Origin of the sequence: Shewanella alkalitolerans, assembly GCF_019457575.1 — a bacterium.
In the GTDB taxonomy this organism is placed as follows: Bacteria; Pseudomonadota; Gammaproteobacteria; order Enterobacterales; family Shewanellaceae; genus Shewanella; species Shewanella loihica.
Window position 1 is genome coordinate 3,498,316 of the sequence record NZ_CP080422.1, and the last position, 25,176, is coordinate 3,523,491.

General features: G+C 56.1%; 19 protein-coding genes and 1 riboswitch. Of the genes, 6 read left to right on the plus strand and 13 right to left on the minus strand.

What is annotated here, in order from left to right; all coding sequences use genetic code 11:
* Positions 1-137 precede the first annotated feature (137 nt).
* Together K0J45_RS15300 and K0J45_RS15305 are read right to left on the minus strand one after the other, a co-directional pair.
* The gene (locus K0J45_RS15300) at positions 138-2,222 is read right to left on the minus strand and encodes a M13 family metallopeptidase (RefSeq protein WP_220043165.1); all 2,085 of its coding nucleotides are present in this window, start codon (positions 2,220-2,222) and stop codon (positions 138-140) included.
* Between the two features lie 200 nt (positions 2,223-2,422).
* Complete coding sequence (locus tag K0J45_RS15305) at positions 2,423-2,965, minus strand: sugar O-acetyltransferase (protein ID WP_434086940.1); 543 nt, start codon at positions 2,963-2,965, stop codon at positions 2,423-2,425.
* A 181-nt stretch (positions 2,966-3,146) separates the two neighbouring features.
* On the opposite strand from K0J45_RS15305, the gene rsuA reads away from it, so the two are divergent.
* Positions 3,147-3,839, plus strand: coding sequence for a 16S rRNA pseudouridine(516) synthase RsuA (gene rsuA / locus K0J45_RS15310; protein ID WP_220043166.1), 693 nt, complete (start codon positions 3,147-3,149; stop codon positions 3,837-3,839).
* A gap of 14 nt (positions 3,840-3,853) precedes the next feature.
* Here the strand turns inward: rsuA and K0J45_RS15315 are convergent, their stop codons facing one another.
* Positions 3,854-4,291 (minus strand): DUF3069 domain-containing protein, encoded by a 438-nt coding sequence (locus K0J45_RS15315; protein ID WP_220043167.1) that lies wholly within the window; start codon positions 4,289-4,291, stop codon positions 3,854-3,856.
* 279 nt (positions 4,292-4,570) lie between these two features.
* Between K0J45_RS15315 and K0J45_RS15320 the strand changes: the two genes are divergently transcribed.
* Positions 4,571-6,478, plus strand: a complete 1,908-nt coding sequence (locus tag K0J45_RS15320) for a tetratricopeptide repeat-containing diguanylate cyclase (RefSeq protein ID WP_258406705.1) — start codon at positions 4,571-4,573, stop codon at positions 6,476-6,478.
* A gap of 64 nt (positions 6,479-6,542) precedes the next feature.
* On the opposite strand, the gene K0J45_RS15325 is transcribed toward K0J45_RS15320, so the two are convergent.
* Positions 6,543-7,358 carry a substrate-binding periplasmic protein gene (locus tag K0J45_RS15325; RefSeq protein WP_258406706.1) on the minus strand — a complete coding sequence of 272 codons (816 nt, stop codon included), beginning with the start codon at positions 7,356-7,358 and terminating at the stop codon, positions 6,543-6,545.
* A 326-nt stretch (positions 7,359-7,684) separates the two neighbouring features.
* Between K0J45_RS15325 and queG the strand changes: the two genes are divergently transcribed.
* Positions 7,685-8,848: a tRNA epoxyqueuosine(34) reductase QueG gene (gene queG / locus K0J45_RS15330; RefSeq protein WP_220043169.1), complete on the plus strand. Its 1,164-nt coding sequence runs from the start codon at positions 7,685-7,687 to the stop codon at positions 8,846-8,848.
* 209 nt (positions 8,849-9,057) lie between these two features.
* Here the strand turns inward: queG and K0J45_RS15335 are convergent, their stop codons facing one another.
* The 3 genes from K0J45_RS15335 to K0J45_RS15345 all read right to left on the minus strand — a co-directional run bounded on the left by K0J45_RS15335 (position 9,058) and on the right by K0J45_RS15345 (position 11,742).
* On the minus strand, positions 9,058-9,261 hold the full coding sequence (locus K0J45_RS15335; RefSeq protein WP_011866777.1) for a dodecin: 204 nt from the start codon (positions 9,259-9,261) through the stop codon (positions 9,058-9,060).
* An 86-nt stretch (positions 9,262-9,347) separates the two neighbouring features.
* Positions 9,348-11,051: a GMC family oxidoreductase gene (locus tag K0J45_RS15340; RefSeq protein ID WP_220043170.1), complete on the minus strand. Its 1,704-nt coding sequence runs from the start codon at positions 11,049-11,051 to the stop codon at positions 9,348-9,350.
* Between the two features lie 37 nt (positions 11,052-11,088).
* Positions 11,089-11,742, minus strand: coding sequence for a gluconate 2-dehydrogenase subunit 3 family protein (locus tag K0J45_RS15345; RefSeq protein WP_220043171.1), 654 nt, complete (start codon positions 11,740-11,742; stop codon positions 11,089-11,091).
* A gap of 204 nt (positions 11,743-11,946) precedes the next feature.
* Here K0J45_RS15345 and K0J45_RS15350 point away from each other — a divergent pair, with 204 nt between their 5' ends.
* Together K0J45_RS15350 and K0J45_RS15355 are read left to right on the plus strand one after the other, a co-directional pair.
* Positions 11,947-13,497, plus strand: coding sequence for a glutamate synthase-related protein (locus K0J45_RS15350; protein ID WP_220043172.1), 1,551 nt, complete (start codon positions 11,947-11,949; stop codon positions 13,495-13,497).
* Between the two features lie 318 nt (positions 13,498-13,815).
* Positions 13,816-15,330: a tetratricopeptide repeat protein gene (locus tag K0J45_RS15355; RefSeq protein ID WP_220043173.1), complete on the plus strand. Its 1,515-nt coding sequence runs from the start codon at positions 13,816-13,818 to the stop codon at positions 15,328-15,330.
* 159 nt (positions 15,331-15,489) lie between these two features.
* On the opposite strand, the gene metE is transcribed toward K0J45_RS15355, so the two are convergent.
* Entirely contained in the window at positions 15,490-17,769 is a 2,280-nt protein-coding gene (gene metE / locus K0J45_RS15360) for a 5-methyltetrahydropteroyltriglutamate--homocysteine S-methyltransferase (RefSeq protein ID WP_220043174.1), read from the minus strand.
* Between the two features lie 200 nt (positions 17,770-17,969).
* Here metE and K0J45_RS15365 point away from each other — a divergent pair, with 200 nt between their 5' ends.
* Positions 17,970-18,869, plus strand: a complete 900-nt coding sequence (locus tag K0J45_RS15365; RefSeq protein ID WP_220043175.1) for a LysR family transcriptional regulator — start codon at positions 17,970-17,972, stop codon at positions 18,867-18,869.
* 79 nt (positions 18,870-18,948) lie between these two features.
* Here K0J45_RS15365 and K0J45_RS15370 read toward each other — a convergent pair whose 3' ends face one another.
* The 5 genes from K0J45_RS15370 to K0J45_RS15390 form a co-directional block, all read right to left on the minus strand.
* Entirely contained in the window at positions 18,949-19,674 is a 726-nt protein-coding gene (locus tag K0J45_RS15370; RefSeq protein WP_011866785.1) for an HDOD domain-containing protein, read from the minus strand.
* 241 nt (positions 19,675-19,915) lie between these two features.
* Positions 19,916-20,527, minus strand: coding sequence for an arylesterase (locus K0J45_RS15375; protein WP_220043176.1), 612 nt, complete (start codon positions 20,525-20,527; stop codon positions 19,916-19,918).
* 93 nt (positions 20,528-20,620) lie between these two features.
* The gene (locus K0J45_RS15380) at positions 20,621-22,591 is read right to left on the minus strand and encodes a TonB-dependent receptor (RefSeq protein WP_220043177.1); all 1,971 of its coding nucleotides are present in this window, start codon (positions 22,589-22,591) and stop codon (positions 20,621-20,623) included.
* A gap of 100 nt (positions 22,592-22,691) precedes the next feature.
* A riboswitch (cobalamin riboswitch) is annotated at positions 22,692-22,906 on the minus strand.
* Between the two features lie 385 nt (positions 22,907-23,291).
* Positions 23,292-23,642 carry a DUF805 domain-containing protein gene (locus K0J45_RS15385; protein WP_011866788.1) on the minus strand — a complete coding sequence of 117 codons (351 nt, stop codon included), beginning with the start codon at positions 23,640-23,642 and terminating at the stop codon, positions 23,292-23,294.
* A 142-nt stretch (positions 23,643-23,784) separates the two neighbouring features.
* Complete coding sequence (locus K0J45_RS15390) at positions 23,785-25,086, minus strand: metal-dependent hydrolase family protein (protein ID WP_011866789.1); 1,302 nt, start codon at positions 25,084-25,086, stop codon at positions 23,785-23,787.
* Positions 25,087-25,176 lie beyond the last annotated feature (90 nt).

Consider the following 25,176-nt stretch of genomic DNA (forward strand, 5'->3'; position numbering starts at 1 on the left):
AAAAGCGCAAACCTTATACCCTTAATCTAGCCAGGGTTCACTTAACCCTTGCTGAATGGATGATGAACAATTATTTATCATGAAACAGGCATAAAAAAAGAGCGCCAAGGCGCTCTTTTTCATCGAGAAAACTCGAATTACCAGATCTTCACACGCTGAGCGGGTTCGATGTACATGGCATCGCCCTGCTTGACGTCGAAGGTGGTGTAGAACTCAGGCATGTTAGACAGCGCGCCCAGGGCACGGAACTTAGCCGGTGAGTGTGGATCGGTCGCTACGCGGTTGCGCATCGCCTCTTCCTTGATCTTGGCACGCCAGATCTGGCCAAAGCCGATGAAGAAACGCTCGTCGCCGGTCAGGCCGTCGATAACCGGTGCTTCCTTACCATTAAGCGACATCTTGTAAGCCTTGTAAGCGATGGTTACGCCTGACAGGTCGCCGATGTTCTCACCTAGGGTCAGCTCACCGTTAACATTCAGGTCGTCAAACACCGAGTAGCCATTGTACTGATCTACCAGCGCCTTACCGCGCGCAGCAAACTCTTTCAGATCTTGCTCTGTCCACCAGTCGCGCATGTTGCCTTCGCCGTCGAACTTAGCGCCCTGATCGTCGAAGCCATGGCCCATCTCGTGACCGATCACAGCGCCGATACCGCCATAGTTCACCGCGTCATCTGCCTCCATGTTGAAGAAAGGTGGTTGCAGAATTGCCGCCGGGAAGACGATCTCGTTCATGGTTGGGTTGTAGTAGGCGTTCACCGTCTGTGGTGTCATGTGCCATTCCCACTTACGGATTGGCGCACCTAGCTTCTCAAGATCCTTCTCGTGGCTCAGCTCGCTGGCGCGCATGCTGTTACCTACCAGGTCATCTGCCTTGATGGTCAGCTTGTCGTAGTTTTCCCAACGATCTGGGTAACCAATCTTAGGATCGAACTTAGCCAGCTTGTCTTTAGCCGCAACTTTAGTGTCTGGGCTCATCCACTCCAGGCCGTCGATGCTCTCGCCATAGGCGCGACGTAGGTTTTCAACCAGCTCCTGCATGCGGTGCTTGGCTTCTGGCTTGAAGTGACGCTTCACATAAACCTTACCCACAACCTCACCCAGCAGGTTGTTTACCGTGCTCACGCCGCGCTTCCAGCGTGGCTGCTGCTCGGTCTGACCGTTGAGCGTCTTAGAGAAAAACTCGAAGTTTTCACGGTCAAGCTCTGTGCTCAGATCGCCGGCGAAGTGCGTCAGCGTCTGCCAGGTCATGTAGGTCTTCCACACTGACAGATCGTTAGCCTTCAGCACTTCGTTAAAGCCTTCGATGAAGCTAGGCATATTGATGATGATGTCGGCCTGCTTGTCAGCGCCCAGGGTCTTGAGGTAACCGTTCCAGTTGATGTCCGGCGCCAGCTTAGGCAGATCGGCCACCTGATACAGGTTATAGGTCTTAGTGCTGTCACGTCTCTCAACCACGTCCCAATGACGGCTGGCGATAGCGGTTTCCAGCGCCAGGATCTGCTCGGCGCTCTCTTTCGCGTTTGGCAGACCAGCCAGGGTGAACATCTTCTCGATGTGGGCCACAAACGCCTTACGGATGTTGACGAAACGCTCGGCTTCGTTGAAGTAGTAATCCTTCTCAGGCAGGCTCAGACCGTATTGCCAGATGTGAGTGGCATAACGGCTAGAATCTTTAGAGTCGATGTCGATATAGAAGGCCAGCGGCGTGCCGCCACCAATCATCTGGCTGTGGGCAAAGTATTCCACCAGCTGGTCTTTGTTCTCCAGAGCGGCGATCTTGTCCAGCTCACCCTGAATCGGCTTGATACCCAGCTTGTCTAGCTGCTCTGTGTCCATGAAAGAGCGATACAGGTCGGCAACCTTCTGCTCGTCGCTGCCCGCCTTCAGGTTAGGGGTAGCCGCCACTTCTTCGATGATGGCTTTAACATCGTCACGTGACTTCTCACGCAGGTCATAGAAGGCGCCTGTGCTGGTGCGATCGCCTGGGATCTCTGTGTTCTTGATCCAGGTGCCGTTAACGTAGGCATAGAAATCATCTTGCGGACGTACCGACTTGTCGAAGTTAGCAAAATCGATACCCGAGGTCAGGGCCTGTTGTACCGCTACCGCGGTTTCTGTCTTGGCGGTTTCCGGGGCCTTAACTTCTGCCTGGTCGCTGTTGCAAGCGCTAAGACCAAGAATCAAAGAGGCGCAAACCCCTCCAACGAACACTTTTTTCATGTGAATTCCTTTTATGCTTAATTGTTTTTTTGTTAGCAATGCGACTGTCATGGCGAAGCCAAAATGGTGCAAAAACTGCTTCAAGAGACCTATGTTAAAGGGATTGGGTCAATGTAAACAAGTTTATCTGCTGCCCTTGGGCGAATTTCTGGTCACTCATATGTAAGTAAAGATTTCCTCTCCCTGGCGCTAACGCCCTATTACGCCTCAAGGTGACGTATCACCCGTGCCGGATTGCCACCGACTACCGTCTTGGCGGGAACATCTTTAGTCACCACGGCACCCGCCGCGACAACGGCCTCGTCACCTATGGTTACGCCCGGCAAAATTATCGCCCCGCCGCCTATCCAAACCCGCTCGCCGATATGGATAGCCTCGGCCAGCTCCCAGCCCTGACAGCGACGCGCCGCATCCAGCGGATGGTTGGCGGTATAGCACTGCACGTTTGGCCCTATCATGGTCTGGCGCCCTATGGTAATGGGAGCATTGTCCTGTAAGGTGACATTGACGTTGATGAACACCTGAGGCGCGACATGCAGATTCTGCCCATAGCTGATATAGAGCGGCAGCTTAACCACAGCCTTGGCGTCCAGATGAGGCAGCAGCTCTTTGTCCACTTCCCCGCGCCGGTTCATCTCGGCATTGTCCTGTTGCCGCGCCTGCCAACGGCTCTGCAGCTCGCCGTCGAGACAGTTGTACTCCTGGCCGCTGACCATCTTGTCAAATTCGCTCACTTCTTCCATCGGCTATCGGCTCCTTTCGAGGATGCATACTGTGTCTGAAATTTGCCATGCTAACACTTTTCAAGGCTAGCTCTTTTCCTTACTAATGCGTTTCGTGACGAGTCCTTTTTAATTGTCACTTTCCATTAGTTCTCGGCGGCCTCATAATACCGCCCCAAAGTAGCATCCTTAGGGTAATCCAGTGCGTCTAGACAAATTTATCAGCGAATCCACCCAGCTCACCCGCTCTCTGGCCAAGAAGGCCCTGCACAGGGGCGAAGTGACCGTCGATGGTCAGGTCATCAAAGATGGCAGCTTCAAGCTGAATGAGAGCCAGAAGGTCTGTCTGGACGGCGAGCCTATCTCGCTGATTGGGCCGCGTTTTATCATGTTGCACAAGCCGGTGGACACCCTCTGCTCCACCGTCGATGAGGTCTACCCTTCTGTGCTCAACCTGCTCGACCTGCCCCACAAAGACGATCTGCATATCGCCGGACGCCTGGACGCAGATACCACAGGCCTGGTGCTGATAACCAGTGACGGTCAGTGGTCCCACAGGGTCACCTCGCCGAAACGCGAATGCGGTAAGAGCTATCTGGTGCAGCTTGCCGATCCCCTCAAGGCCGAGTGGGTCGAGCAATTTGCCACCGGGCTGGCGCTGCGCAGCGAAGAGGGACTCACTAAACCGGCCAAGCTTGAGCTGCTAGGCAGCCACGAGGCGAGACTCACCATCACCGAAGGTAAATATCATCAGGTGAAGCGGATGTTTGCCGCCGTCGGCAACAAGGTGGTGGGACTTCACAGGGAATCTGTTGGCGAGATAGTGCTGGACGAGAGTCTGGCACCGGGAGAATGGCGCTACCTGACAGAGGCTGAGATCGCCTCGGTCAAGTAGCGCGCCGCAATCAGTTATCGGCCGGCGATAACTGCCTTGATACTGTTGAGCAGGGCGCGGTCAGTGCGCGCCTTCTTCAGCTTCTTCACACTCTCCTTGAGCGAGGCGTCCGCCAAGCGGGTGAAGATGTTGTTGTACTCCTTCTCCTCGATCGCCTCGTCGCTGTCGGCCAACTCGGCAATATCCTGGGCAACACGGCTTAGCTGCAACCAAGAATTGGCGATATAGAAGCCGTGGAATTCGGCTTGGCCGATTAACCCCTTGGCGCTGGCAGGCAAGGCGTTCCAGGCAGCCGCGAACTTCTCCTCTTCATCGCTGAGCAGCTCATTGAACAGATTGGCATAGGCCTCCAGCAGATTCGCTGGCACCTTATCCATGGGGATCACTGTGTTGCATACATTCAGCGCCGCCTGCTCGGCGATCGCCTGATATTCTTGACTGGGTTTACTCATAAAACACTCTCGACACAAAGCGCCGCATTCATCGCGGCAGGTTCGCCTATAAAAACTTGCCCAATTGAAGCCGACAAGCAGGCACAGAATAAAGGCTGACGTTATACCCTAGTCTGACTGAAAAGCAAAATTGACACTTTTGTTATATAAAAGTTAAAAATAAACGCATAAAAAATATACTTTTTACTGTCAATAAACTGTCATCCGTATAATATAGTTACAAAAAAAGTGTTTATGCTATGGTTAAATGGTCACATAGCAAGGTTGGCAAAGCTAAAAATGACAAGAACAACAAAAGCAAAATCCTGGATAACTTCTCTGCTGCTGATCAGTCTTAGCCTCTCACTCTTAGGCCTCAGCCCATTGAGCCAAGCGCAAGAAGATAGCGCCGAAGAGATAGACGCCATTTTTAAAAAGTTCGACCAGGGCGAGTATAAAGATCAGCAGGCAATCAAAGAGGCGCTCGGCTACCTAACGGCTAATATTACGGCCGACGACATGGAGCGTTACCTCAAGCTGCAGACGGTACTTTGCTGGAATAACTACGACATCACCAAGCAGCAGGCACTCAAAGATGCCATCGCCTTTGCCGATCTGAAACTGCTCACCGAAGGGGTCGCCGCCTCGGCGGAGGCCACCACAGATCTCAAGCTGTGCCGCGCCTTCATGCACCAATTACTTGGCAAGGTCGATATTGCCCTAGAGGAGTACAACAAGGTTGTCGCCGAAGCCTACCTGATAGAATCGCCACGGCTCATCGCCGACTCGCGCTCACTGCGCGGCGCTATCTACTCTTTTCAGGGGAACTTTGCCCAGGCGCTGGAAGATCTGATCACCGCCCAGCACCTCTATGAGTCCCTCAACCTGCAACACTGGGCCATCTACAACCTCACCGAGTTGGCCACCAGCTACCGCCGTTTCGGCGATCCCCAGACGGCAATAAAATATTATCGCAAGCTGGAGAAGGGCTTCGAAGATACCGGCGATAAAGATGGCGCCAACGCCATCAAGACGGAGATAGGCTTCGCCTTGGAGGAACTTGGCGAATATGAGGCGGCGCTAAAGAAGCACAAGGAAGCCTACCAATACTGGCGTGAGACTCTGGGCGAGGAAGCCAGTGCCCACACGGCGGTGAATGTCGCCGGCGTGCTGATTCAGCTGCATCGTCAAGGGGAGGCCAAGCCCTACCTGGATGCGGCGCAGAAAAGCATCACCCCAGACCAAGGCGCCAGCTATAGCTTCATGCGTCTGTATCAGGCGCAATCGGCCCTCACCAATGGCCAATATCAACAGGCGCTCGACTATATCGACATGGCCGAGGAGACCTTTAAGCAGATCAAGAACGCTCGCGGCCTGGAACAGCTGCACATGGTGCACAGCCAGATCTTCGTCGCCGAGAAAGACTGGAAACAGGCCTATGAGGCGCTGCTGAGCTACATTCAGACCCATAAGTCGCTGGATGCCACCCAGCAGACCAACCGCACCACAGAGATGCGCACCCGCTTCAATACCGAGCAGATAGAGCGCGAGAACCAGCAGCTGATCGAACTGCAGAAGATCAAAGAGAACGAGCTGGTGATCCTCAAGCAGAACAAGTATCTGCAGCTGGCGGTGATCGTGCTGGGCTGCATTATCATGATCATTCTCTCCATCGTCGCCTACAAGCAGTCGCAGAAGTCCAAGCTGCTCTCAATCCTGGCGTTGACGGACCACCTGACCCAGCTGCCCAATAGACGCTATACCTACTCCAAGGGTGAGGGTTACTTCAAGTCTAAGGATGAGGGCCACCAACCGCTGTCAATCATACTGTTCGATGCCGACCACTTTAAGAAGGTCAACGATAAGTATGGCCATGACATAGGCGACAAGGTGCTCATCGCCCTGGCCAACATCAGCAACGGACTGATGCGCAAACAGGATCTGGTGGGTCGGGTTGGCGGCGAAGAGTTCTTGGTGATCTTACCCGGCACCACGGCCGAGCAGGCGCTCAATGTGGCCCAGCGCTTGGTGACCACAGTAGAGAGCAGCAACTTCGATGACGTCTACATGAACTTCAAGCTCACCATCAGCGCAGGTATCGCCTGCACAGATGGTGACAAGAGCTTCGAGCATCTGCTAAAACGCGCCGACGATGCCCTCTACCGCGCCAAGTCATCGGGTCGTAACTGCGCCATCTTAGATACCTAATATTCTGAAAAGCAAAACGAAAGCAAGATTGCAGTACAGGCAACAAAGCCCTATCGCAGCATCCTTAGTCGCCGTGTTTAAGCAGCTCGACACGGCTCGGGGGATTTAGCTTGGGAAACCAAGCATGATAGAGGCGGGCCATCTCACCCGAGGCCTGTAACTTAACCAAAGCCTCATGCCAGCGACTCACCCGCTCAGGGTCGGTCCCCTTAGAGAAGGCCAGGTAGAGGTCTATCTGCGCCAGTTCCAGTACGGGATGCACCTCATCCAGCCCCATATTCACCTCGGCCAACAGACGTTCCACCGCCAGATCCGCCTGACACCAGAAACGTATCCTGTCATGTTGTAGCTGGCGCGCCGACTGCTGTGGAAAGCTGGCCACCGTCAGGTGCTCGACCCCTTGACGGGTCAGAATAGATTCTCCCAGAGAGCCGCGATAGACACCAACGCTGCCCAGAGCGTCCAGCTCGGGCACCGAGGCGGGGGTCACCCTGTCATCGGCCTTGGCATAGATAGAGATACTTGTGGTGGCGATGGGACCGACGAAATCGAAATCCCTGCTGCGCTGCTCATTAAGGGAGGTGGCAAACAGCAGCACGTTGGCCTGCCCCTCTGCGATGGCAAAGGCGCGGGCCCAGGGCAGCACCTCGATATTGGCCTCCTCACCGAGCTCCTTGGCAAGACGCTGCACCAGGCTGACGCCATAGCCCATGGGAAGCCCCTGCTCTTGATAGCTCATGGGCGCCCACTCTTCGGTGAGCATGCGCAACGATGCCGCCCCAACAGGCCGGGATGACAAGAGCAGCGACATGCCGATCAGTGATAAGCCCGTCAGTAATAGGCCGGCCAGTGATAGGCCGGCCAGTGATATGAGCCGCACGCTACGCCAGATCAAATAGTTCTCCCGGAAATGAGGCCAACGCCTGTTATTGATTATCGTCTAAGATGGACAGGCTTTCCCTAAGCCATGAATGCTGAGCGCTTTCCAAACTTGCTTTGTTCAACATAAATAGCGCTCAACCAAATTGCAATAGGCACTAGCTGAGGCAAGACCAGACATTCTCTTCCTTCCTCGCGTTCTTTCTTTTCCTTGTATCAGGCAATCTCCAAGCCGGCTTCAGTTTTCTCCTCCCACGCAAAACTGGTATCATGGCACCACTGTTCACCCTGGCCCCTCGCCCTTAGCCCTTAGCCCTTAATCCAAGTATGTCAGACCAAAGCCCCCTCTCGCCCCAAGCGTTACAGCAACTCGCCCTCAAGATTAAAACCTGGGGCAAGGCGTTAGGCTTTGCCCAAATCGGCATCTGCGACACGGATCTTCGCGCCGAAGAGCCCAAGTTTCAGGCCTGGCTCGATAAGGGCTACCACGGTGAGATGGGCTACATGGAGAGCCATGGCATGATGCGCGCCAGACCGCAGGAGCTGCATCCGGGCACTGTGCGGGTCATCTCGGCGCGTATGGATTACCTGCCGCCGGAGGCGGGTTTCGCCACCCACCTCAAGGATCCCAACCTGGCCTATATCTCACGTTATGCCGGTGGCCGTGACTATCACAAGATGATCCGCAATCGCCTGAAGAAACTGGGGCAACAGATTGAGGCCGAGCTGGAAACCTTGGGACTCGAACGCCCCAACTATCGCCCCTTTGTGGATTCGGCGCCGATTCTGGAGCGCCCCCTGGCCGACAAGGCCGGTCTCGGCTGGACAGGCAAACATAGCCTGCTGCTCAATCACGAGGCCGGGAGCTGGTTCTTCCTCGGTGAACTCCTGATCGATCTGCCGCTACCGGTAGACATTCCGGTGCAGGCCGACTGCAACACCTGCGTCGCCTGCATCAAGTCCTGCCCCACCAACGCCATCGTCGAGCCCTATGTGGTGGACGGCAGACGCTGCATCTCCTATCTCACCATAGAGCTTCAAGGGGCGATCCCCGAAGAGTTCAGGCCACTGATGGGCAACCGCATCTATGGCTGTGACGACTGCCAGCTGGTGTGCCCGGTCAATGGCGAGGCGCCTCTGACCCAGGAAAGCGACTTCCACACTCGGGATCCGCTAAAACATCCCAAGCTGCTCACCCTCTTCGCTTGGAACGAGGCCGAGTTTCTGAAGTTTACCGAGGGGAGCGCCATCCGCCGTATCGGCCACAAGCGTTGGCTGCGCAACATAGCCGTCGCGCTGGGCAATGCGCCGGCTTCACAGGAGATCATTGCCGCCCTCGAAGCACGCAGGGAAAGCGATGAAGTAGATGAGATGGTGCGCGAGCATATCGACTGGGCACTGACGCGCCAGAGGCTTGGCGACTATCAGGCCAACCGTAAGACACAGCGAGTGATCCGCACCGTCGAGAAAGGGCTCCCCAGAGACGCCTAGGCCATGAGCACAAGGCACTCAGCAGACGCCTCAGAGGAGATATTAATACCAATCACGGTAAGTAAGTGATCAGAAATAACGCTGGAAAAACCTTCGAGAACAAGGCAGCATTTTTAGATAAGTAGTTATTCTACAATCAAAAATGATAACACTGTTATCGGACGTTTTAACAAGCTAGAGTGATCAGTTATGTACTAGGATTGGTATCACTAGTCTAAGGTGAAGCCCACCTTGACCGTCACCTGCCAGTGGGCGATCAGCCCAGCCTCCAGGTGTCCCCGGGTCTCGACCACCTGAAACCACCTCAGATGATGCAGCGACTGACTGGCCGATGCGATGGCATTCTTAATCGCCTCGTCCGAACTGATGGGCGAGGAACCAACGAGTTCGATGATCTTGTAGGTATGACTCATGGCGGATCTCCTGTTGCAAATCGGCTATCCCCTTGAGTATAGAAAAGCTTTGCGCCCCTGTGATCATCAGGCGGAAATTCGTAACGCTAGATCGGTTTCAGCCGCGCCAGCAGCTTATCGGCCACCCGAAAGGCGTTGGCATAGATGGTCAGAGTCGGGGTGACACTGCCGCCGTTCGGCATAAAGGCGCCGTCGGTCACATACAGGTTGTCACAGTCGTGGACCCGGCAATCTGGGTTCAGCACCGAGGTCTTTGGATCCGTACCGAATCGGCAGCCGCCGGCCACCAGGTTGGCCGTCGGATCGCTAAACACATTGCCCCAGGCCTCGTCGGCGCCCATCGCCTTCATCACCTCTACGCCCCGGTCGACCAGATACTGGGCTACCTTAAGATCGTGTGGATGAAATCCGGCGCGCACCCTGGCGACCGGCTGGCCCCATTTGTCTTGCTCCTCATCGTCCAGCGTAACAAAGCAGTCGTCATTGGTCAGCCAGTCACAGAAGACCTCGAACTTAAAGTCCCGAGACTGGGTAAAATGCGCCTTAAGCTTCTGCTTGAGCGGCGTACCCCACAGCAGGTTGCCCTCCTGCCACTTGAGGGCATTCGCCTCACTGGTGGGCGACGGCGGGTCAAACACGAAGTCTAAGGTGCCCCCCTTCACCGGTTTATCGAACGCCGTCTTGTCGTCGATCAGATACCAGTCCTGCAGGGCGCGGTTAAAGAAGGGCCCACGCTGCTTGAGCCCCCTGGCCGTATCCTTAGGCAGCCTATCGAGCTTAAACACCCCATGGCCCGTGCCGCCGGCGCAGCAGTGCAGGTTCTTACCCAGCTGGCCGAAGCGATTGCCTATCCCCTTGGGATGTTTCTCCCCTGGGCTCGCCAGCAGCAGGCGGGCACTCTCTATGGCGTAGCAGGCGACCACAAAGATCTTGGCCACAATGCGCCGGCTTTGGCCACTGGCATCGAAATAATCGGCAGAGCTCACTCTTCCCTCGGCATCGGTATTGAGGCGATACACCTTGGCCCGGGTGATGATGCGACAATTTCCGCTGGCCACCGCATCGTTTAGCAGCGCCGCCCGCGAACTGCCCTTGGCACCAGAGTGACAGCCATAGCTGCCACAGTAGCCTGAATACTCGCAGCTCAGACGCTGCTTAAAGGGGCGAGATAGAATCGCCCGTGCCATGGGCAGAGGATGCAGCTTAAGTGTCTCACAAGCCTTGTCGAAGCGCGCGGCTATGGGGTGCTCGGCGGTTGGCGGAAAGGGAAAATCAGGGGTCGATCTCGGCTCTAACTGTGGATGCTTCACCACCCGACCGCTGACGCCGACAATCTGCTCCACCTTGGCATAATAAGGCTCGAGCTCCTCATAACTGATGGGCCAGTCCATAGTATTGGCGCCGGGGATCGACCCAAACGTGGAGGCGAGGCGAAAGTCACTCGGCTTGAGGCGATGAAAATAGCCACTCATGAAGTTAGAGGCGCCGCCGACGATATTGCCGCCCCAAAACTGCGCCGTGGTCTCCCTGCGCCAGCCGCCCTCGCCGTCGGGAAGCTCGAGCACATGGCGCTCCTCATCGAACTGAGAGCGAAACACCCTATGGCGCGGCAACTGCTCATCTTTAACGAAATCCTGTTCGGTATACCAGTCGCCCTTCTCGAGCACGGCAACGGCAATCCCGGCCTTGGCCAGCTCATAGGCGATGGGGCCGGCGCCCGCGCCGCTGCCGACGATACACACCTCAAATTGTTGCGGCGCCTGCGCCTCGCCCTTAGCTGCTAATCCCATTTAAAGATCCCTGTAAAAACTGAACCATAGTCTCTATTTAAAAATCCAGATAACTCTTACCCGGCACGGGTCGTGGAAAGCCTGGCTGATGCTCGAGCCAACGCCAGCCAATCTCATCCGGGTTACCGCCGTAGAGTGGATCTAACATCAATGCCTCAATCAGGTAATAGAGCAGCAGTGAGAGCCAGTTTTCACCTGCGCGGCTCTTGGCGATCGCTGTTAGCAGTGCCTCCTGCTCATCCCAGTTCAGCACCAGGAAGCTGCGTCCTGTCTGGGTATCGGCCCAATCTTCCAACCAGGCCGCCCCCTGCAAGATGAACTGCCTGTCCTCATCGGCGCGATTGTCAGGATCTTCCATGGCCCACAGCAGATAGCGATAGGCGTTCAGCTCCTTAGCCGAAGGGCCATCACCATCGTCGGGAAACAGGTGCAGCTGCACGCTCTCTATGACGGCGCGGTTGATCACGTCGAAATCTTTGGGTCGTGTGGTGAGAGAAAAGCCTTCGTCGCCGGCAAGGCTCAACTCAGGCTTCGCCGCCAGCAGCAGACCCAGGGCGCCGCTGCGCATAAGAAAGTCGCGCCGGGTCAGGCCGCTTTCGAAGGCATATAGTCTAGTTGCTTCGCGCTTACTCCTCGCCAACTTAATCTCCCGTTTGCTCACTAGATCTGTCTGTTTAATTGCCCATGACATAAGTCAGAGCGCCTTACATAAGACCCTGATTATCGCCAAATTGATTCAATTGAGTGTGAATTTTTCGGCGCGCCGGGTCAACACCCACATAGGGTATCGAGAGACTATGACGAAGGAGATTCACAAAAGGTCTCGAGGCGGCGACCCGCCGCAAAAGCGCCTAGACTAAAGGCAACAGCCGCGCAGTAAGCCTAAGGAGCTCCCATGGTTAAACCCATCATCGCCGATAACAAGCCCAAAAAAGTCGAGCTAACCAAAGGAAAGGAATACTATTTCTGTGTCTGCGGCCGCTCAAACAGCCAGCCCTTCTGCGATGGTTCCCATAAGGGAACGGGATTTAGCCCCAAGGCCTTTACCGCCGAGCGAAGCGGCGAGGCCTACCTGTGCGCCTGTAAACACACGGGCAATGCCCCCTACTGCGACGGCACCCACAAACAGTTTAGCGCCGAACAGGTGGGCAAGGAGGGTCCTGGCCGCGAGGCGATCGCCAAAGATGGTAACCAGGCCCCCAAGGCGGTCGCCACCAAAGAGGAGCCCGGCGTCGAGTTGATCCATCAGCTCGCTAGAGATGGACTCAAGACACTCGGGCATCATGGTCCCATGGTCGCCATGGGAGTGCCAAGATATCAGCTGCCCAGCTGGGATAAGATTCAGATCATGACGGCCCAGATGGCCAACAAGCCCCTGTTCGAAGAGGAAGTGGTCGACACCGAGCTGATCATAGGCCCGGAGGCAAGAAAGCCGCTGAGGCTGAAGATCCCCCTGCTGGTGTCAGACATGAGCTTCGGCGCCCTGTCGGAAGAGGCCAAGGTCGCCCTGGCCAAGGGGGCCGAACTTGCGGGTACCGGCATCTGCTCCGGCGAGGGCGGTATGTTGCCCGAGGAGCAGGCGGCCAACTCACGTTACTTCTACGAGCTGGCCAGCGCCCAATTTGGCTATCAGGAAGCCTTGATGGCCAAGATACAGGCGTTTCACTTCAAGGGCGGCCAGGGCGCCAAGACAGGCACAGGCGGCCACCTGCCTGGCAGCAAGAACCAGGGGAAGATAGCTGAGATCCGCGGCATTCCGGCGGGCCAAGATGCCATCTCGCCGCCCAGGTTCAAGGATCTCAACTCGGTGGCCGACTTTAAACGCTTCGCCGACAGGGTACGTGAACTCAGCGGCGGCGTGCCTATCGGCTTTAAGCTGAGCGCCAACCATATCGAGCGGGACATTCAGTTTGCCCTGGATGCCAGCGCCGACTACATCATACTCGACGGCCGTGGCGGCGGTACCGGCGCCGCGCCGCAGATCTTTCGCGACCACATCAGCGTGCCCACCATCCCCGCCCTGGCTCGCGCCCGCCGATATCTGGATCAGCAAGGTGCCAGCGGCCGGGTGACGCTCATCATCACAGGCGGCCTGAGGCTCCCCATGGACTTCGTCAAGGCGATGGCACTGGGCGCCGACGGCGTTGCCCTGGCCAACAGTGCCATGCAGGCGATCGGCTGCGTCGCCGCCCGCATCTGCAACACCAACAACTGCCCCGCCGGTATCGCCACTCAGAATGCCGACTTGCGCCAACGCCTCAACATCGACAAGTCGGCGCAGCAACTGGCCAACTTTCTGGGCGCCTCCACCGAGCTGATGCAGGTGATGGCCAGGGCCTGTGGCCATCATCGCCTGCAGGACTTTACCCTGGACGATCTCGCCACCTGGCACAGCGAGATGGCAAGGCTCTCCGGCATCTTCTACGCAGGCGTGACACCGATTTAATGCCATAGGTGATGCCGTTTTAATACCAGAGGTGATGCCGTTTTAATACCAGAGGTGACGCCGCTTTAAGGCCAAAGGTAGCGCCTCTCCTTCCCATCTCCCCTTCCCATATGCCCTGCCGCCTTCCCCAGCCCGTCCCATTCGATCGCGGGCGGGGCGCTCAAATCTATTAAGAGCAAAACAATAAGGCAAAGCTCCCGCCAGTAAAGACTTGTTTAACAAGATAAATAGGTGCACACTTGCCAGCGATTTAGGACAATCCGTCGCCTAAGACCAAAAGCCACCTCTATTCAGCCATAGATAATGTGAAGGATCACAATGCAAGTCGTTATTTTCTCGGTAATCTTAGCCCTACTCTTTATCAGCCTGCTGCTGGTCTACCTAAACTGGCGCAGCAAACAGCCCATCGAAGTCACCGGCGGCCCGGATGAGGTCATTTTTCTCGCCAATCAACTGCTGCACAGCGGTCGGGAAGCCCAGGCCCTCAATTATCTGGAGCGCGCAGCCGCCATGGGGATGGCCCACGCGGCGCATTTCCTGGGTGAACTCTACAGCCTCGAAGATCATCATCTGTATGATTTAGACAAGGCCAATCATTGGTTTCAACAAGCGGGCGAGCTGGATGAGCAATTTGCCCAGATTCAACGCCAGATGCTCAAGTTGAAGCTTCATCCAAGCCAAAAAGGTGGCAGTCACGAACTGGAAGCCATGCTGAAACCTGGCGCCGATCAGGGCAACAGCCAGCATCAAGGCGAACTGGGCAGACTCTATCAGGAGAGCCCACTGCTCGACCCCGACGGCAGCAAGGCGCTGCACTATCTCGAGCTTGCGGCCGAGGCGGGTGATGCTGAAGCGCAATATCATCTGGCCAAGGTGTTGCTGGAACCGCGCCATGGCGAACCGGATCCCATCAGGGCCAGAGCCCTGCTCACGGCCATTGCCGACAGCGATCCTCTGGCCAAGAGCCAACTGGCGCAGATGCTGCTTAGGGGAGAAGGCGGCCCGGCCGAGCCACGTGAGGCCGAGCGCCTGATGCGCGAGGAAGCAGAGGACAACGAGTTTGCCCTCATCGAGCTGGCGCACCTCTATCAGGAAGGTAAACATCTGCCTAAGGATATCGATAAGGCTGAGGAGTGCCTAAGACAGGCGATGGCCATGGAAAACAACAGTGCCACCTACCTGTTGGGGGAGCTACTGCTCAAACATAAACGCGCCAACGACAGTCACCTTGAGGCGATCGCCCTGCTCACGCCATTGGCCCAGCAATGGATGACAGACGCCCTCTTCCTTTTGGGTCATGCCCACGAAGAGGGGCTTGGCACCCGTCGACATCTCCCCACGGCCCTGGCTTACTATCGTTTGGCGGCGATCGATCCCGCGCCCTATCATCTTGAGCGGGTCGAGACATTAAGTGCCAAGATGGGCAGCTATGAGAAGGAGCAGGCCGAGAGCCTGTATCAAGCATTTCTCACCGAGCACCCCATAGAGAAGTCCCAGCAGGCCTGCATAGATCTGACCCACGGCCTGCGTCTGCTCCATGAAGACGATAAAGGTAAACGCCATCCGAGAGAGGCCATTAGCTTTCTGGAGCGCGCCGCACTCGCCGGCGAGAACCTGGCATTTAAGCCGCTGCATAAAGCCTGCGCCGAGCTGAGCCAGAGGGTTGATGCCGCCGTCTGGGCACAGATCGCCCTGGAAGATCAGTTCTATTTTCTGCCCACGGGCGAGATGGAGAGCAGCTTAGCCAGCCTCAAGCAAGGCTTTAGCGAGTCAGAGCAGGCGCTGTTTGAGCAGCGCTTACAAGAAAGGCAAGAGGCACTCACAGGTCACTAGCCTTTCACTAGCACTCGTCGCTAATTGCAAACGCGCTAAGCCCAAAAACGCTAAGCCCCAAAGCGCTAAGCCCAAAAGCGCTAGCCCCAAAACATAAGCCCAAAAAAGGGTGACCAGTAAGCTGGTCACCCTTAGTCTAAAAACGGGGATTAGAAGAGACTAACCCAGGCGGCGTCTCAGCTCCTTGGTCGCCTTCACCATGTTTTGCAGCGCAGGCTCCACCTCATCCCAGGTGCGCGTCTTCAGGCCACAGTCTGGATTCACCCACAGCTGTCCCACAGGGATCTTGGTCGCCGCCTTCTCAATCAATGCCACCATCTGCTCCACAGTCGGAATGTTCGGGCTGTGGATGTCATACACACCCGGGCCTATCTCGTTGGGATACTCGAAGTCCTCGAAGGCATTGAGCAGCTCCATGTGTGAGCGCGAGGTCTCTATGGTGATCACATCCGCATCCATGGCGGCGATGGCATCTATGGTGGCATTGAACTCGCTGTAACACATATGGGTGTGGATCTGGGTCTCGTCCTCGGCGCCCGCCGCGCTCAGTTTAAAGGCAGCCACCGCCCAGTCGAGATAGTGCTGCCAGTCACTGGCCTTCAGTGGCAGGCCTTCACGAAACGCCGGCTCATCTATCTGTATGATGCCGATCCCCGCCGCCTGCAGGTCGGCTACCTCGTCGCGGATCGCCAGGGCAAGCTGATTGGCTATCTGCTCGCGGCCGATATCTTCCCGGGCGAAAGACCAGTGCAGTATGGTCACCGGGCCGGTCAACATCCCCTTCACCGGCCTGTCGGTCAGGCTCTGGGCGAAGCTTGCCCAGGCGAGCGTCATCGGCTGACGACGTGAGACATCGCCATAGATTAGCGGCGGCTTGACGCAGCGTGAGCCGTAGCTCTGCACCCAGGCAAACTGGGTAAAGCCTACCCCGTCAAGCTGCTCGCCGAAATACTCCACCATGTCGTTGCGCTCGGCCTCGCCATGGACCAGGACATCGATCCCCAACTTAAGCTGACGCGCTATGCTGTCGCGGGTCACCGCCTCGAGCTGCGCCACATAGGCCTGCTCGGTCAGCTCGCCCTTACGCCAGCGACTGCGTAGACCGCGAATGGCCGGCGTCTGCGGGAAGGATCCGATGGTGGTGGTGGGCAGCAGCGGCAGACGAAAACGGGCCTGTTGCTTTAGGCGGCGCTCGCCAAAACCGCTAGGACGATTGAAATCCTCAGGCGTTAACGCCTTGAGCCTCGCCTGCACCTCAGGGTTGGCCGCCTGCTCACGGGCCTGACGCCTCACCTCACAACGCGCCACTATCGCCTGGGCTGCCTCGCTCTGTGGGGTAAGCAGCAAGGTGCGCAGCGCCGCCAGCTCGTCGAGTTTCTGCTTGGCAAAGCTGAGTTGATTGGCTAGCTCTGGCGCCAGCTCGGTTTCGCTCTCCAGATCCACGGGCACGTGTAAGAGCGAACAGGAAGGCGCCAGCCAGATTTGCTCGCCAAGATCCGCCACCACAGCGCGCAGACGCTCGGCCAAGATGTCGAGATCCGCCGCCCACACGTTACGGCCGTTGATCACCCCAAGGCTGAGCACCTGCGTCGGCTTCAAGCTGGCGCCAAACAGGGTGAGCTGCTCGGCATCGCTCACCAGATCCAGATGCAGGCCATCGACTACGAGATCCTTAATCAACTCATGATGATGGGCCACAGAGCCATAGTAACTGGCTAGCAGCAGCTTAACCCCCAGGCCACTGAGTTCTTTGTATGCCGGCTCGAAGGCCGCCAGCCAGTCATCATCTAGCTCCAGCGCTAAGATAGGCTCGTCGAGCTGCACCCAGGTCACGCCTTGATCGGCAAATCGCGCCAGAATTGCTTGGTAGGCCTCGAGCAAGTTGGGCAGCAGGCTCAGCTTGTCGAAGGGCTCGCCCTCGCACTTGGCAAGATAGAGGTAGCTGACCGGGCCAAGCAATACCGGCTTAGGCTGATGCCCCAGGGATTTAGCCTCGGCCACCTCGTCGAACATCTGCTCATAGGCTATCTCGAAGCGCTGACCCGCCGTGAGCTCGGGCACTATGTAGTGATAGTTGGTGTTGAAGTATTTCTTCATCTGGGCGGCACGGCTCGCCTCCCCCGTGGGGGCGCGGCCACGGGCCACTCGAAACAGGGTATCGAGATCCACCTGCTCGCCGCTGCGATGGCGCGCCGGGATGGCATTGATGGTAGCGCTCAGGGTCAGCACCTGATCGTAGAAGGCAAAGTCCCCAACCGGCACTTGCTTCACCCCCGCCACCTGCTGCCACTGCCAATGGGTTCTGCGCAGCTCGCTGGCGAGCGATTGCAGCTGCGATTGGTCTATCTCACCACGCCAATATTTTTCCAGGGCAAATTTGAGTTCCCGTTGACGGCCGATGCGGGGAAAGCCTAATGAAGCGATATCTAGAGTTTGCATATTGTATACCTTTTGCATTAAGATGAGCGAAATTCATGGTTAGCGCCCTTCGCTGTCATCGCAATACAGGTTTGAGAACTGAAATTGCACAACAAACTAAAACAGGCGTCTGGACGTCTAGAAGTTTATTGTGCTAGTCTGTTGTCTCGCAATCGAATTGATTTCACGAGCAACATGAGCCAAATTCATGTGAGGTAAAAATGATAGAGCTTAGGCATTTACGTACATTGGTCGCCCTGAAAGAGAGCGGCAGTCTCGCGGGCGCAGCCAAGAAGCGCTTTGTCACCCAGTCGGCCTTATCCCACCAGATCAAGGAACTGGAGACCCGCATCAACTCGGCGATTTTCGTGCGTAAGAGTAAACCCCTCTCCTTTACTCAGGAGGGCGCGCGGTTGCTCAATCTGGCCGAGGAGATCTTGCCTAAGGTGATAGAAACCGAAATCGATCTCAAGAATGGCCTGGGCAGCGAGGCGAAAGATCTCTTTGTGGGTATCGAATGCCACAGCTGTTTTCGTTGGCTGATGCCGGTGATCGAGCAGTTTAATGCCAGCTTTCCTCACACCAACTTAGAGCTGTCGAGCCGCCACCTGTTCGACTCGCTGACCGCGCTCAAGCAGGGACAGCTGGATGTGGTGCTCACCTCTGACCCTATTCCCGACCATGATATCGCCTATCAGCACCTGTTCGATTTCGAGGTCAAACTCCTGGTCGCCGCGGATCATCCGCTGGCCGAGCTCCCCTATGTCACGGCGGCGCAGCTTAAGGAGCAGACCCTGCTCACCTACCCAGTGCCACTAGACAGGCTGGATATCTATCGCCACTTCATGGAGCCTGCGGGCGTGCCGGTTGCTAAACAGATCCGCTGCGATCTCACCGCCATGTTGCTGCAACGCATCGCCTGCAAAGATGGAGTCTCCGCCCTGCCGAACTGGTCGATCAACGAGGCTCATGGTCTGTCGCTCAAGGCGGTAAAACTGGGATCAGAAGGGCTCAGACGCCCTCTGTTTGGCGCCTATCGCAGCAACGGCAGCAGCGCGCGCCTCGCCCAGCAGTGGCTCAATCTAGTGACCTCTGAGGGGTTGGAGCGTCAGGGGCACTAAAGGCGCAATTTCAGAGCAGCTAAAAGAGGACACAAAAAAACCTGCACTCGGCAGGTTTTCTTTTATCAAGTGACAACGTCTAGAGCGGGTTGAGCAGTTGATTACGCATGGAAAGCACTCTGCGCAGCACCAGACCCGGTGAGTCAGGATTGCGAGTCTGACGCAGGTTATGGGCAATCATAAACTCTTCTCTGAGTTCCTCATCCAGGCCTAATGACTCGAACGCCTCAAGGGTCAGCGTCTGCTTCTGATTATCGATCAGCGACTTGATGATAGAGAGCGGGAACGACTGCTCCGATTCGGCATTCAGGTAGGCGAAGGCGGTCAGGGCGATGATCTCGCCAAACACACTAAACAGCGCCAGGGTCTGCACCTCATCGGGATTGATATTTACCCCTTCCATATGATGCAGGCTATCCACGGCGTCGGTAGCTATGCTCTCGGTGAGCGCCCAGTAGCCGTATACCAGCTTCTTGTAGGGCTGTGGCAGCTCGTCGAGACGCTCCTTGAGGTAGAAGGTGAAGGCATAACGGTAGATATTGACCTGGCCCAGGCGCACCAGCGCATCTTTCAATGAACGGTTCTTCGATGACACGCTGGCATTAGCCGCCGAGTTGCTGCGCCATAGCAGATGCGCCGCCAACGCGGGATCGGAAGAGACTATATCGATTACATTGCGGATATCGCCATCGGCAATAATGGCTTTCTTCAGCGGGATCAGAATACCCCGTCGTCCGATAACCTGTTCTTCATTGGCAATAATTGCGCGTACTTGAGTGAATACCTGATGCTCAAGATCTGTCATGAGAAGTTATTAACCTGATTTATTATTGGCACGGCGCCATTTGTTATCCGAGAATTTACCCATAAAACGACTGTCTGGGTCAAGTCGATTTGGGGTAAAAACGGACATTAACCTAAATAAATTCATCTTGCCACTCACGCCTGAGCTTTCAGCCCGTAATGGACGAAAGATAAACGACAAAATTCCGCCACTTAACCAAGGGGTGACGCCCATTGACTGGCTACTGCCAGGGCCATTTTAGCTATAGGGCACCTGCCTGTTGCAGACGCTGATATAGGTGCTCGGCGAGACGACGATAGCCTTCATCGTTGAGGTGAATCGCATCAGATTTTACCTCTGATAATTTTAGCAGTTCTGTCAGAAAATCCTCAATAAATAGCGGCTGATATTGCGCGGCCAGCTGCCCATACAGGGGCGCGGTTTCTAGCCAGATACTCTTCTGGGGCACGCCAATCAACACCACAGGAATATCGCGCCGGTGGGCCTGTGCCAGCATGGCAGAAAGGTTGGCCTCGACCTGCGCCGCGCTGCCATTACGCAGAAAATCATTGCCCCCCTCGAGCAAGATGATGAGATCCGGCGCCGTCTCATCCAGTACTCGGGCGAAGCGCTCGCGGCCCTGGGATGTGGTCTCCCCCGAGATGCCGGCGTTGATCACCTCGCGTCCGCTTATTGCTTGCAGCTGCGCAGGATAATCCATGCCTAGGCTGGCCCCCACGCCTTGGGTCAGGCTATCGCCAAAAGCGAGGATCCTGGCACTCCCCGACAAGGGAGCAAGTGTGGGCCCGCCACTCGGCCAGAAGATGATGGCCAAGAGTAAAATAACGGGCACAAGTAGCCACTTCAATTTCATCCCACAGACTCCCAAATGATCTATGCCCTATGATGAACAGCAGGCAATAAAAAAGCCAGTCAGATCTGACTGGCTTTTAAGGCTAAAGCCGCGTTAGAAGCGGTAGCTGGCGGTCAGGCGCAGCGCCCGGCCTGTGCCAGGGTAATAACCGCTACCCCAGGTGCTGAAATACCCTGAGCTGACATATTCCTTGTCCAGCAGGTTATCGACCCGCAGGCTGGCCAGCCAGGCATCGCGGGAATAGTTGATGGCGATATTTGCCAGGGTATAGGCATCGAGCTTATCGCCCAGGTTGGCATTATCGCCCTCCATGTAGCGCTCACCGGTGTAGACCGCCTCGGCGAAGAGCTGCAGATGCTCATATACATCGTAGCTGACATAGCCACGACCTGAGTTCTTGGCTACCCAAGAGAGTGCCTTACCTTCGTTTAGTCCTTCGGTAAACTCGGCGTCTATGTAGTTGTACTCAAGTCCAAGCAATAGATCCTGAGTCGCCTGCCAGTCCCAATCAGCGCTCACCCCATAACGACGTGAGGCATCGGCGTTAACGTTGGCGCCGGGGAAGTCACCACCGGCAGGAGTCTCGGCGCTTGGATCGAAGACGATCTCATCTTCGAGCTCCAGTCGATAGGCGCTCAGGCGCAGGGTATTGCGCTCGAGCAGCAGATCCCAGCCCGCCTCGTAGGAGCGACCTGTCTGCGGCTTGAGTCCCTGAATGCTCTCTGGGGTATAAGCCTGCTCATCCACCTTGGCGAAACGGAAGTTATCGTCGGCCCGCAGGTAGAATCTATGCTGCTGGCTCGGGCGATAGTTGATGCCAAGCTCGAATGCATGGGCATCCTGATCCAGATCTATCCCATTAGGATAGGCTTTACCGTCCACCAGCTCATCTGTCACCTCGGCGTAACGACCGCCCACCACATAGCTAAAACTCTCGGTGAGGGGCACGGTCGCCTGCAGATAGGCGCTGGCCAGCTTCTGCACATTGCTGCGATTGCTAAATGTCGCCTCGCCGCGGCTAAGATCCAGACCGGTCACCAGCTTAAGCTCGCCGTTATCCGTCTTGATGTTAGCCACAGCCTTAGGCTTAAACTCGAGCAGGGAGCGGGTATCGCGGCGGCTTGTGTTCCAGGTGCTTAACCCGGTTGTCAGGGTGTCGCTGTAGTTAAGGTCGGCGCCCAGCGACCAGGCTTCATTCAGCTGGCGCTGATAGCCGGTGCGGGCCGCCGTGGTCATCTCATGCAGGTAGGCATCGATAAAGAGATCGCCCTGCTTCAGATCACCCATTTGTCTTGGGTTTTGCTTGAGCTGATCATCATTCAGCGCAGCAGCGAGTTCGCGGTGGTTGTCATAATGACTAGCCTCGGCGAAGAACTGCTGCACCTCATCGTCATACTGCAGTCGCCCCAGCACAGAGCTGGTCTTGCTGGCGTTGTGATCGCGATAGTTATCGCTCTTGAGGTGGTTGGCCGCGCCATAGAGGCGCCAGTTGTCGTTGATGGCGACCGAGCCCTCGGCCTTGGCCTCAAAGGTGTCGAAGCTGCCGCCGGAGAGCTGCAGGCTGCCGCCGTTGTCTTTCGGCGCCTTGGTAATAATGTTGATCACCCCGCCAACCGCCTGGTCACCATAGAGCACACCGGCGCTGCCTGAGAGGATCTCGACTCGCTCCACCTGATTGAGCCCGATGGCGCCGATGCTCGGCGCGGCGATATCGATATTGTTGAGGCGACGACCATCGATCAGGATCAGGGTGTTGTTGACCGCCTGACTGGCGCTGAAACCGCGCATGGCAAACACGGCACCCGAGTTTGAATCTGACACCTGAATGCCGCTCTGTCCGCGCAGCAGCTCGGTGAGGTTGGTGGCACCGCTAAGTTCGATGGCGGCGGCATCGATCACATTGACGTTAGCCGCGATATTGATAGGGGTGTTTTCGGTGCGGCCGATAACCGTGATGGTTTCGTCCACAGGCCCAGGGGTGCCCGAACTTTCCGCTAAGGCAGGAAAGCTCCCGGCCAGACAGGCGCCAAGCAGTAGCGCAATTTTACTAGGTTGTGTACCCATTTTCCTTTAACTCCTAAAAGGGAAACAGGGCAAGGCGTCACGACTGGGCGCAGTCCATCAAACCGCCAGGGTCGCATTTCGAGATCTGCCCGCCGAAATCTCAAAATCACCTTAAGGGCCGGTCTCCGGACTGAGGCTAAGTCTAAACAAAGGGTTTAAACAACGAGCGTAGATTTTTTTAACGCCATGATGTTAAAGGCATGGCGCACCCAGCTCTCACCTATCACCGTTGCGGGGGCAGTGCCAGATTCTCACTGGCTTCCCGATTATCCCGTGTCGTCTCGCGCCACAGGCACCACATAAGGTTGACTAATACCAATCGTAGTAAATAGTCGATCATCCTAGCTTGTTAAAACGTTCGATAACTGCGTTAGATTTTTCGATTGTAGAATAACTACTTATCTAAAAATTCTAACTTGTTCTAAAACGTTTTTCCGACGCTATTTCTGATCGCTTACTTACTGTGATTGGTATGAATTTGGTCATGCTCTGTCTCATGGCAAGCCGCGACTTATGTGCGGCGTTGAGGAGAGGCTCTCTCCCGGCTACTGTGACAGAACGCGGGCATTATAGACGTCTACACGTATAAATGTCTAATACTCCCATGATGGCCCGAGTCGGCATCTTCACCCAAGGGCTGCATTACTCCCTAAAAACAACAAAGGAGGCCTAAGCCTCCTTCATCGCAGATAGGGGAAAATTACGCCTCGGCCAAAGCCTTAGGGTTTTCACCATATTCGTTGCCTTCAACGCTGTCTTGTACATAGAAGACGATCAGCACGATAGCGCCGATAAGCGGGATTAAACCTATCAGCTGCCACCAGCCCGAACGGCCGGTGTCGTGTAGGCGTCTGGCCGAGATAGCGAGAGTTGGGATAAGCAGTGCCAGCGAAAAGATACCGCTCAGCATATACAGACCTGTCACCACATCTATAGTTGCCGCCACGGCATAGAAGATGATGTAGAACAGGGTAAACATCCAAAACTCTTTGCGACGTGCACGACCGGTGAAATCAGCAAACTTCTTCAACGCACCAATAAAATATTCCATATAGTTCCCTTTGTTTACGTAAATTGACTGAAAAACTCCAATAAAAGAGGGGGCCATTCCTGAGCCCCCTATTGGATAAGTGTCATAATATATCAATAGTTTAAAAAATATAAATTGAATTTTAATGACAATCTTTTTTCACTCACAGGCGCGACTTCACCACCTTGCCGCCTTTCATCACGAAGCCCACATCCAGCAGGGCCGAGATATCCTCCAGCGGGTTGCCCTGGGTGGCGATAATATCGGCCTGCTTGCCGACACTCAGGGTGCCCAGGCTATCTGACATATCCACTAGCTCTGCGCCGTTGATGGTGGCCGAGATCAGCACATCTTTATTGCTCATGCCCGCCTGATTCATCAACACCGCCTCTCGCGCATTGGTGCCGTGGGCCGAGACGCCGCTGTCGGTACCATAGGCAATCTTGACCCCGGCCTTATAGGCGCGGGTAAAGTTAGCCGTCATATCGGCGCCCACTCGCACCGCCTTCTGCTTGATGGCCGGTGACATGAAGTCTGACTCCTTGGCCATATGCACCACGGTATCGCCCGCCAACAGGGTGGGCACCAGGAAGGCGCCATTCTTCTTGAGTAGCTTGATGCTCTCCTTATCGGCGTAGCTGCCGTGCTCTATGCTATCGACCCCGGCGCGCAGGGCGGCGTTGATCCCCTCTGTCGCATGGGCATGGCTGGCCACCTTACGCCCAAGGGCATGGGCCGTCGCCACAATTTCTTTGATCTCATCGTCATTCATCTGCTGGCCCGTGCCTGTGTCGGTATCCGACAAGACGCCACCGGTGGAGGTGATCTTGATGACATCGGCACCAAACTTGATGGCGCGGCGGGTGGCGCGGCGACAATCATAGGGGCCGTCGCAGATGGTCTTAGTGGTGAACTTATCCAGCAGATCTGGGCTCATACCATCCACATCGCCATGGCCGCCGGTCACCGACACCCCGCCAGAGGCGATGATCCGCGGCCCGTCTATCCACCCCTTAGCAATGGCATCGCGCAGGGCATACATCTGCTCCGGCTTGGCGCCGAGATCCCTAACCGTGGTGAAGCCCGCCATCAGGGTCTTGTTGGCGAAATAGGCGCTCTGCATCGCCACATCGGCGTCTGACATCCTAAGGCGCTGGCTATCATTCTTGGGCCCTAGCTCACCTTGTAGATGCACATGCATATCCATCAGACCCGGCATCACAAAGCCCTGCTTGAGATCCACATACTTGGCGCCGGGCGCGACGGTCTCGACGCTCAGATAACCGGGGGCAACCTGGCTAATCTTACCGTCGGTGATCACTAGGGTCTGTTCGCTGAGCGGCTTGGCGGCCGGGTCGGCCAGCAGGGTGCCGGCATGGATCACTGTCACATCATTGGCAAACAGGGATGGCGACAAGAGAGCAGCCGTCAGTGCGGCGAGGGGGAGCAGAGTATTATTTTTCATTATGGCCCGTTAATCATGTCTGAAGGAGTGAGAACTCACCGCGCCTTGCCGAGAAAGCTCCCGGTAAGGACAAGGGCGAGCGCCTAAAAC

Bases quoted from the DNA above. Each gene is read 5' to 3' on its own strand.
- K0J45_RS15300 (WP_220043165.1), bottom strand. From the start codon at position 2,222: ATGAAAAAAGTGTTCGTTGGAGGGGTTTGCGCCTCTTTGATTCTTGGT.
- K0J45_RS15305 (WP_434086940.1), bottom strand. From the start codon at position 2,965: ATGGAAGAAGTGAGCGAATTTGACAAGATGGTCAGCGGCCAGGAGTAC.
- K0J45_RS15315 (WP_220043167.1), bottom strand. From the start codon at position 4,291: ATGAGTAAACCCAGTCAAGAATATCAGGCGATCGCCGAGCAGGCGGCG.
- K0J45_RS15320 (WP_258406705.1), top strand. From the start codon at position 4,571: ATGACAAGAACAACAAAAGCAAAATCCTGGATAACTTCTCTGCTGCTG.
- queG (WP_220043169.1), top strand. From the start codon at position 7,685: ATGTCAGACCAAAGCCCCCTCTCGCCCCAAGCGTTACAGCAACTCGCC.
- K0J45_RS15335 (WP_011866777.1), bottom strand. From the start codon at position 9,261: ATGAGTCATACCTACAAGATCATCGAACTCGTTGGTTCCTCGCCCATC.
- K0J45_RS15340 (WP_220043170.1), bottom strand. From the start codon at position 11,051: ATGGGATTAGCAGCTAAGGGCGAGGCGCAGGCGCCGCAACAATTTGAG.
- K0J45_RS15345 (WP_220043171.1), bottom strand. From the start codon at position 11,742: ATGTCATGGGCAATTAAACAGACAGATCTAGTGAGCAAACGGGAGATT.
- K0J45_RS15350 (WP_220043172.1), top strand. From the start codon at position 11,947: ATGGTTAAACCCATCATCGCCGATAACAAGCCCAAAAAAGTCGAGCTA.
- K0J45_RS15355 (WP_220043173.1), top strand. From the start codon at position 13,816: ATGCAAGTCGTTATTTTCTCGGTAATCTTAGCCCTACTCTTTATCAGC.
- metE (WP_220043174.1), bottom strand. From the start codon at position 17,769: ATGCAAACTCTAGATATCGCTTCATTAGGCTTTCCCCGCATCGGCCGT.
- K0J45_RS15365 (WP_220043175.1), top strand. From the start codon at position 17,970: ATGATAGAGCTTAGGCATTTACGTACATTGGTCGCCCTGAAAGAGAGC.
- K0J45_RS15370 (WP_011866785.1), bottom strand. From the start codon at position 19,674: ATGACAGATCTTGAGCATCAGGTATTCACTCAAGTACGCGCAATTATT.
- K0J45_RS15375 (WP_220043176.1), bottom strand. From the start codon at position 20,527: ATGAAATTGAAGTGGCTACTTGTGCCCGTTATTTTACTCTTGGCCATC.
- K0J45_RS15380 (WP_220043177.1), bottom strand. From the start codon at position 22,591: ATGGGTACACAACCTAGTAAAATTGCGCTACTGCTTGGCGCCTGTCTG.
- K0J45_RS15385 (WP_011866788.1), bottom strand. From the start codon at position 23,642: ATGGAATATTTTATTGGTGCGTTGAAGAAGTTTGCTGATTTCACCGGT.
- K0J45_RS15390 (WP_011866789.1), bottom strand. From the start codon at position 25,086: ATGAAAAATAATACTCTGCTCCCCCTCGCCGCACTGACGGCTGCTCTC.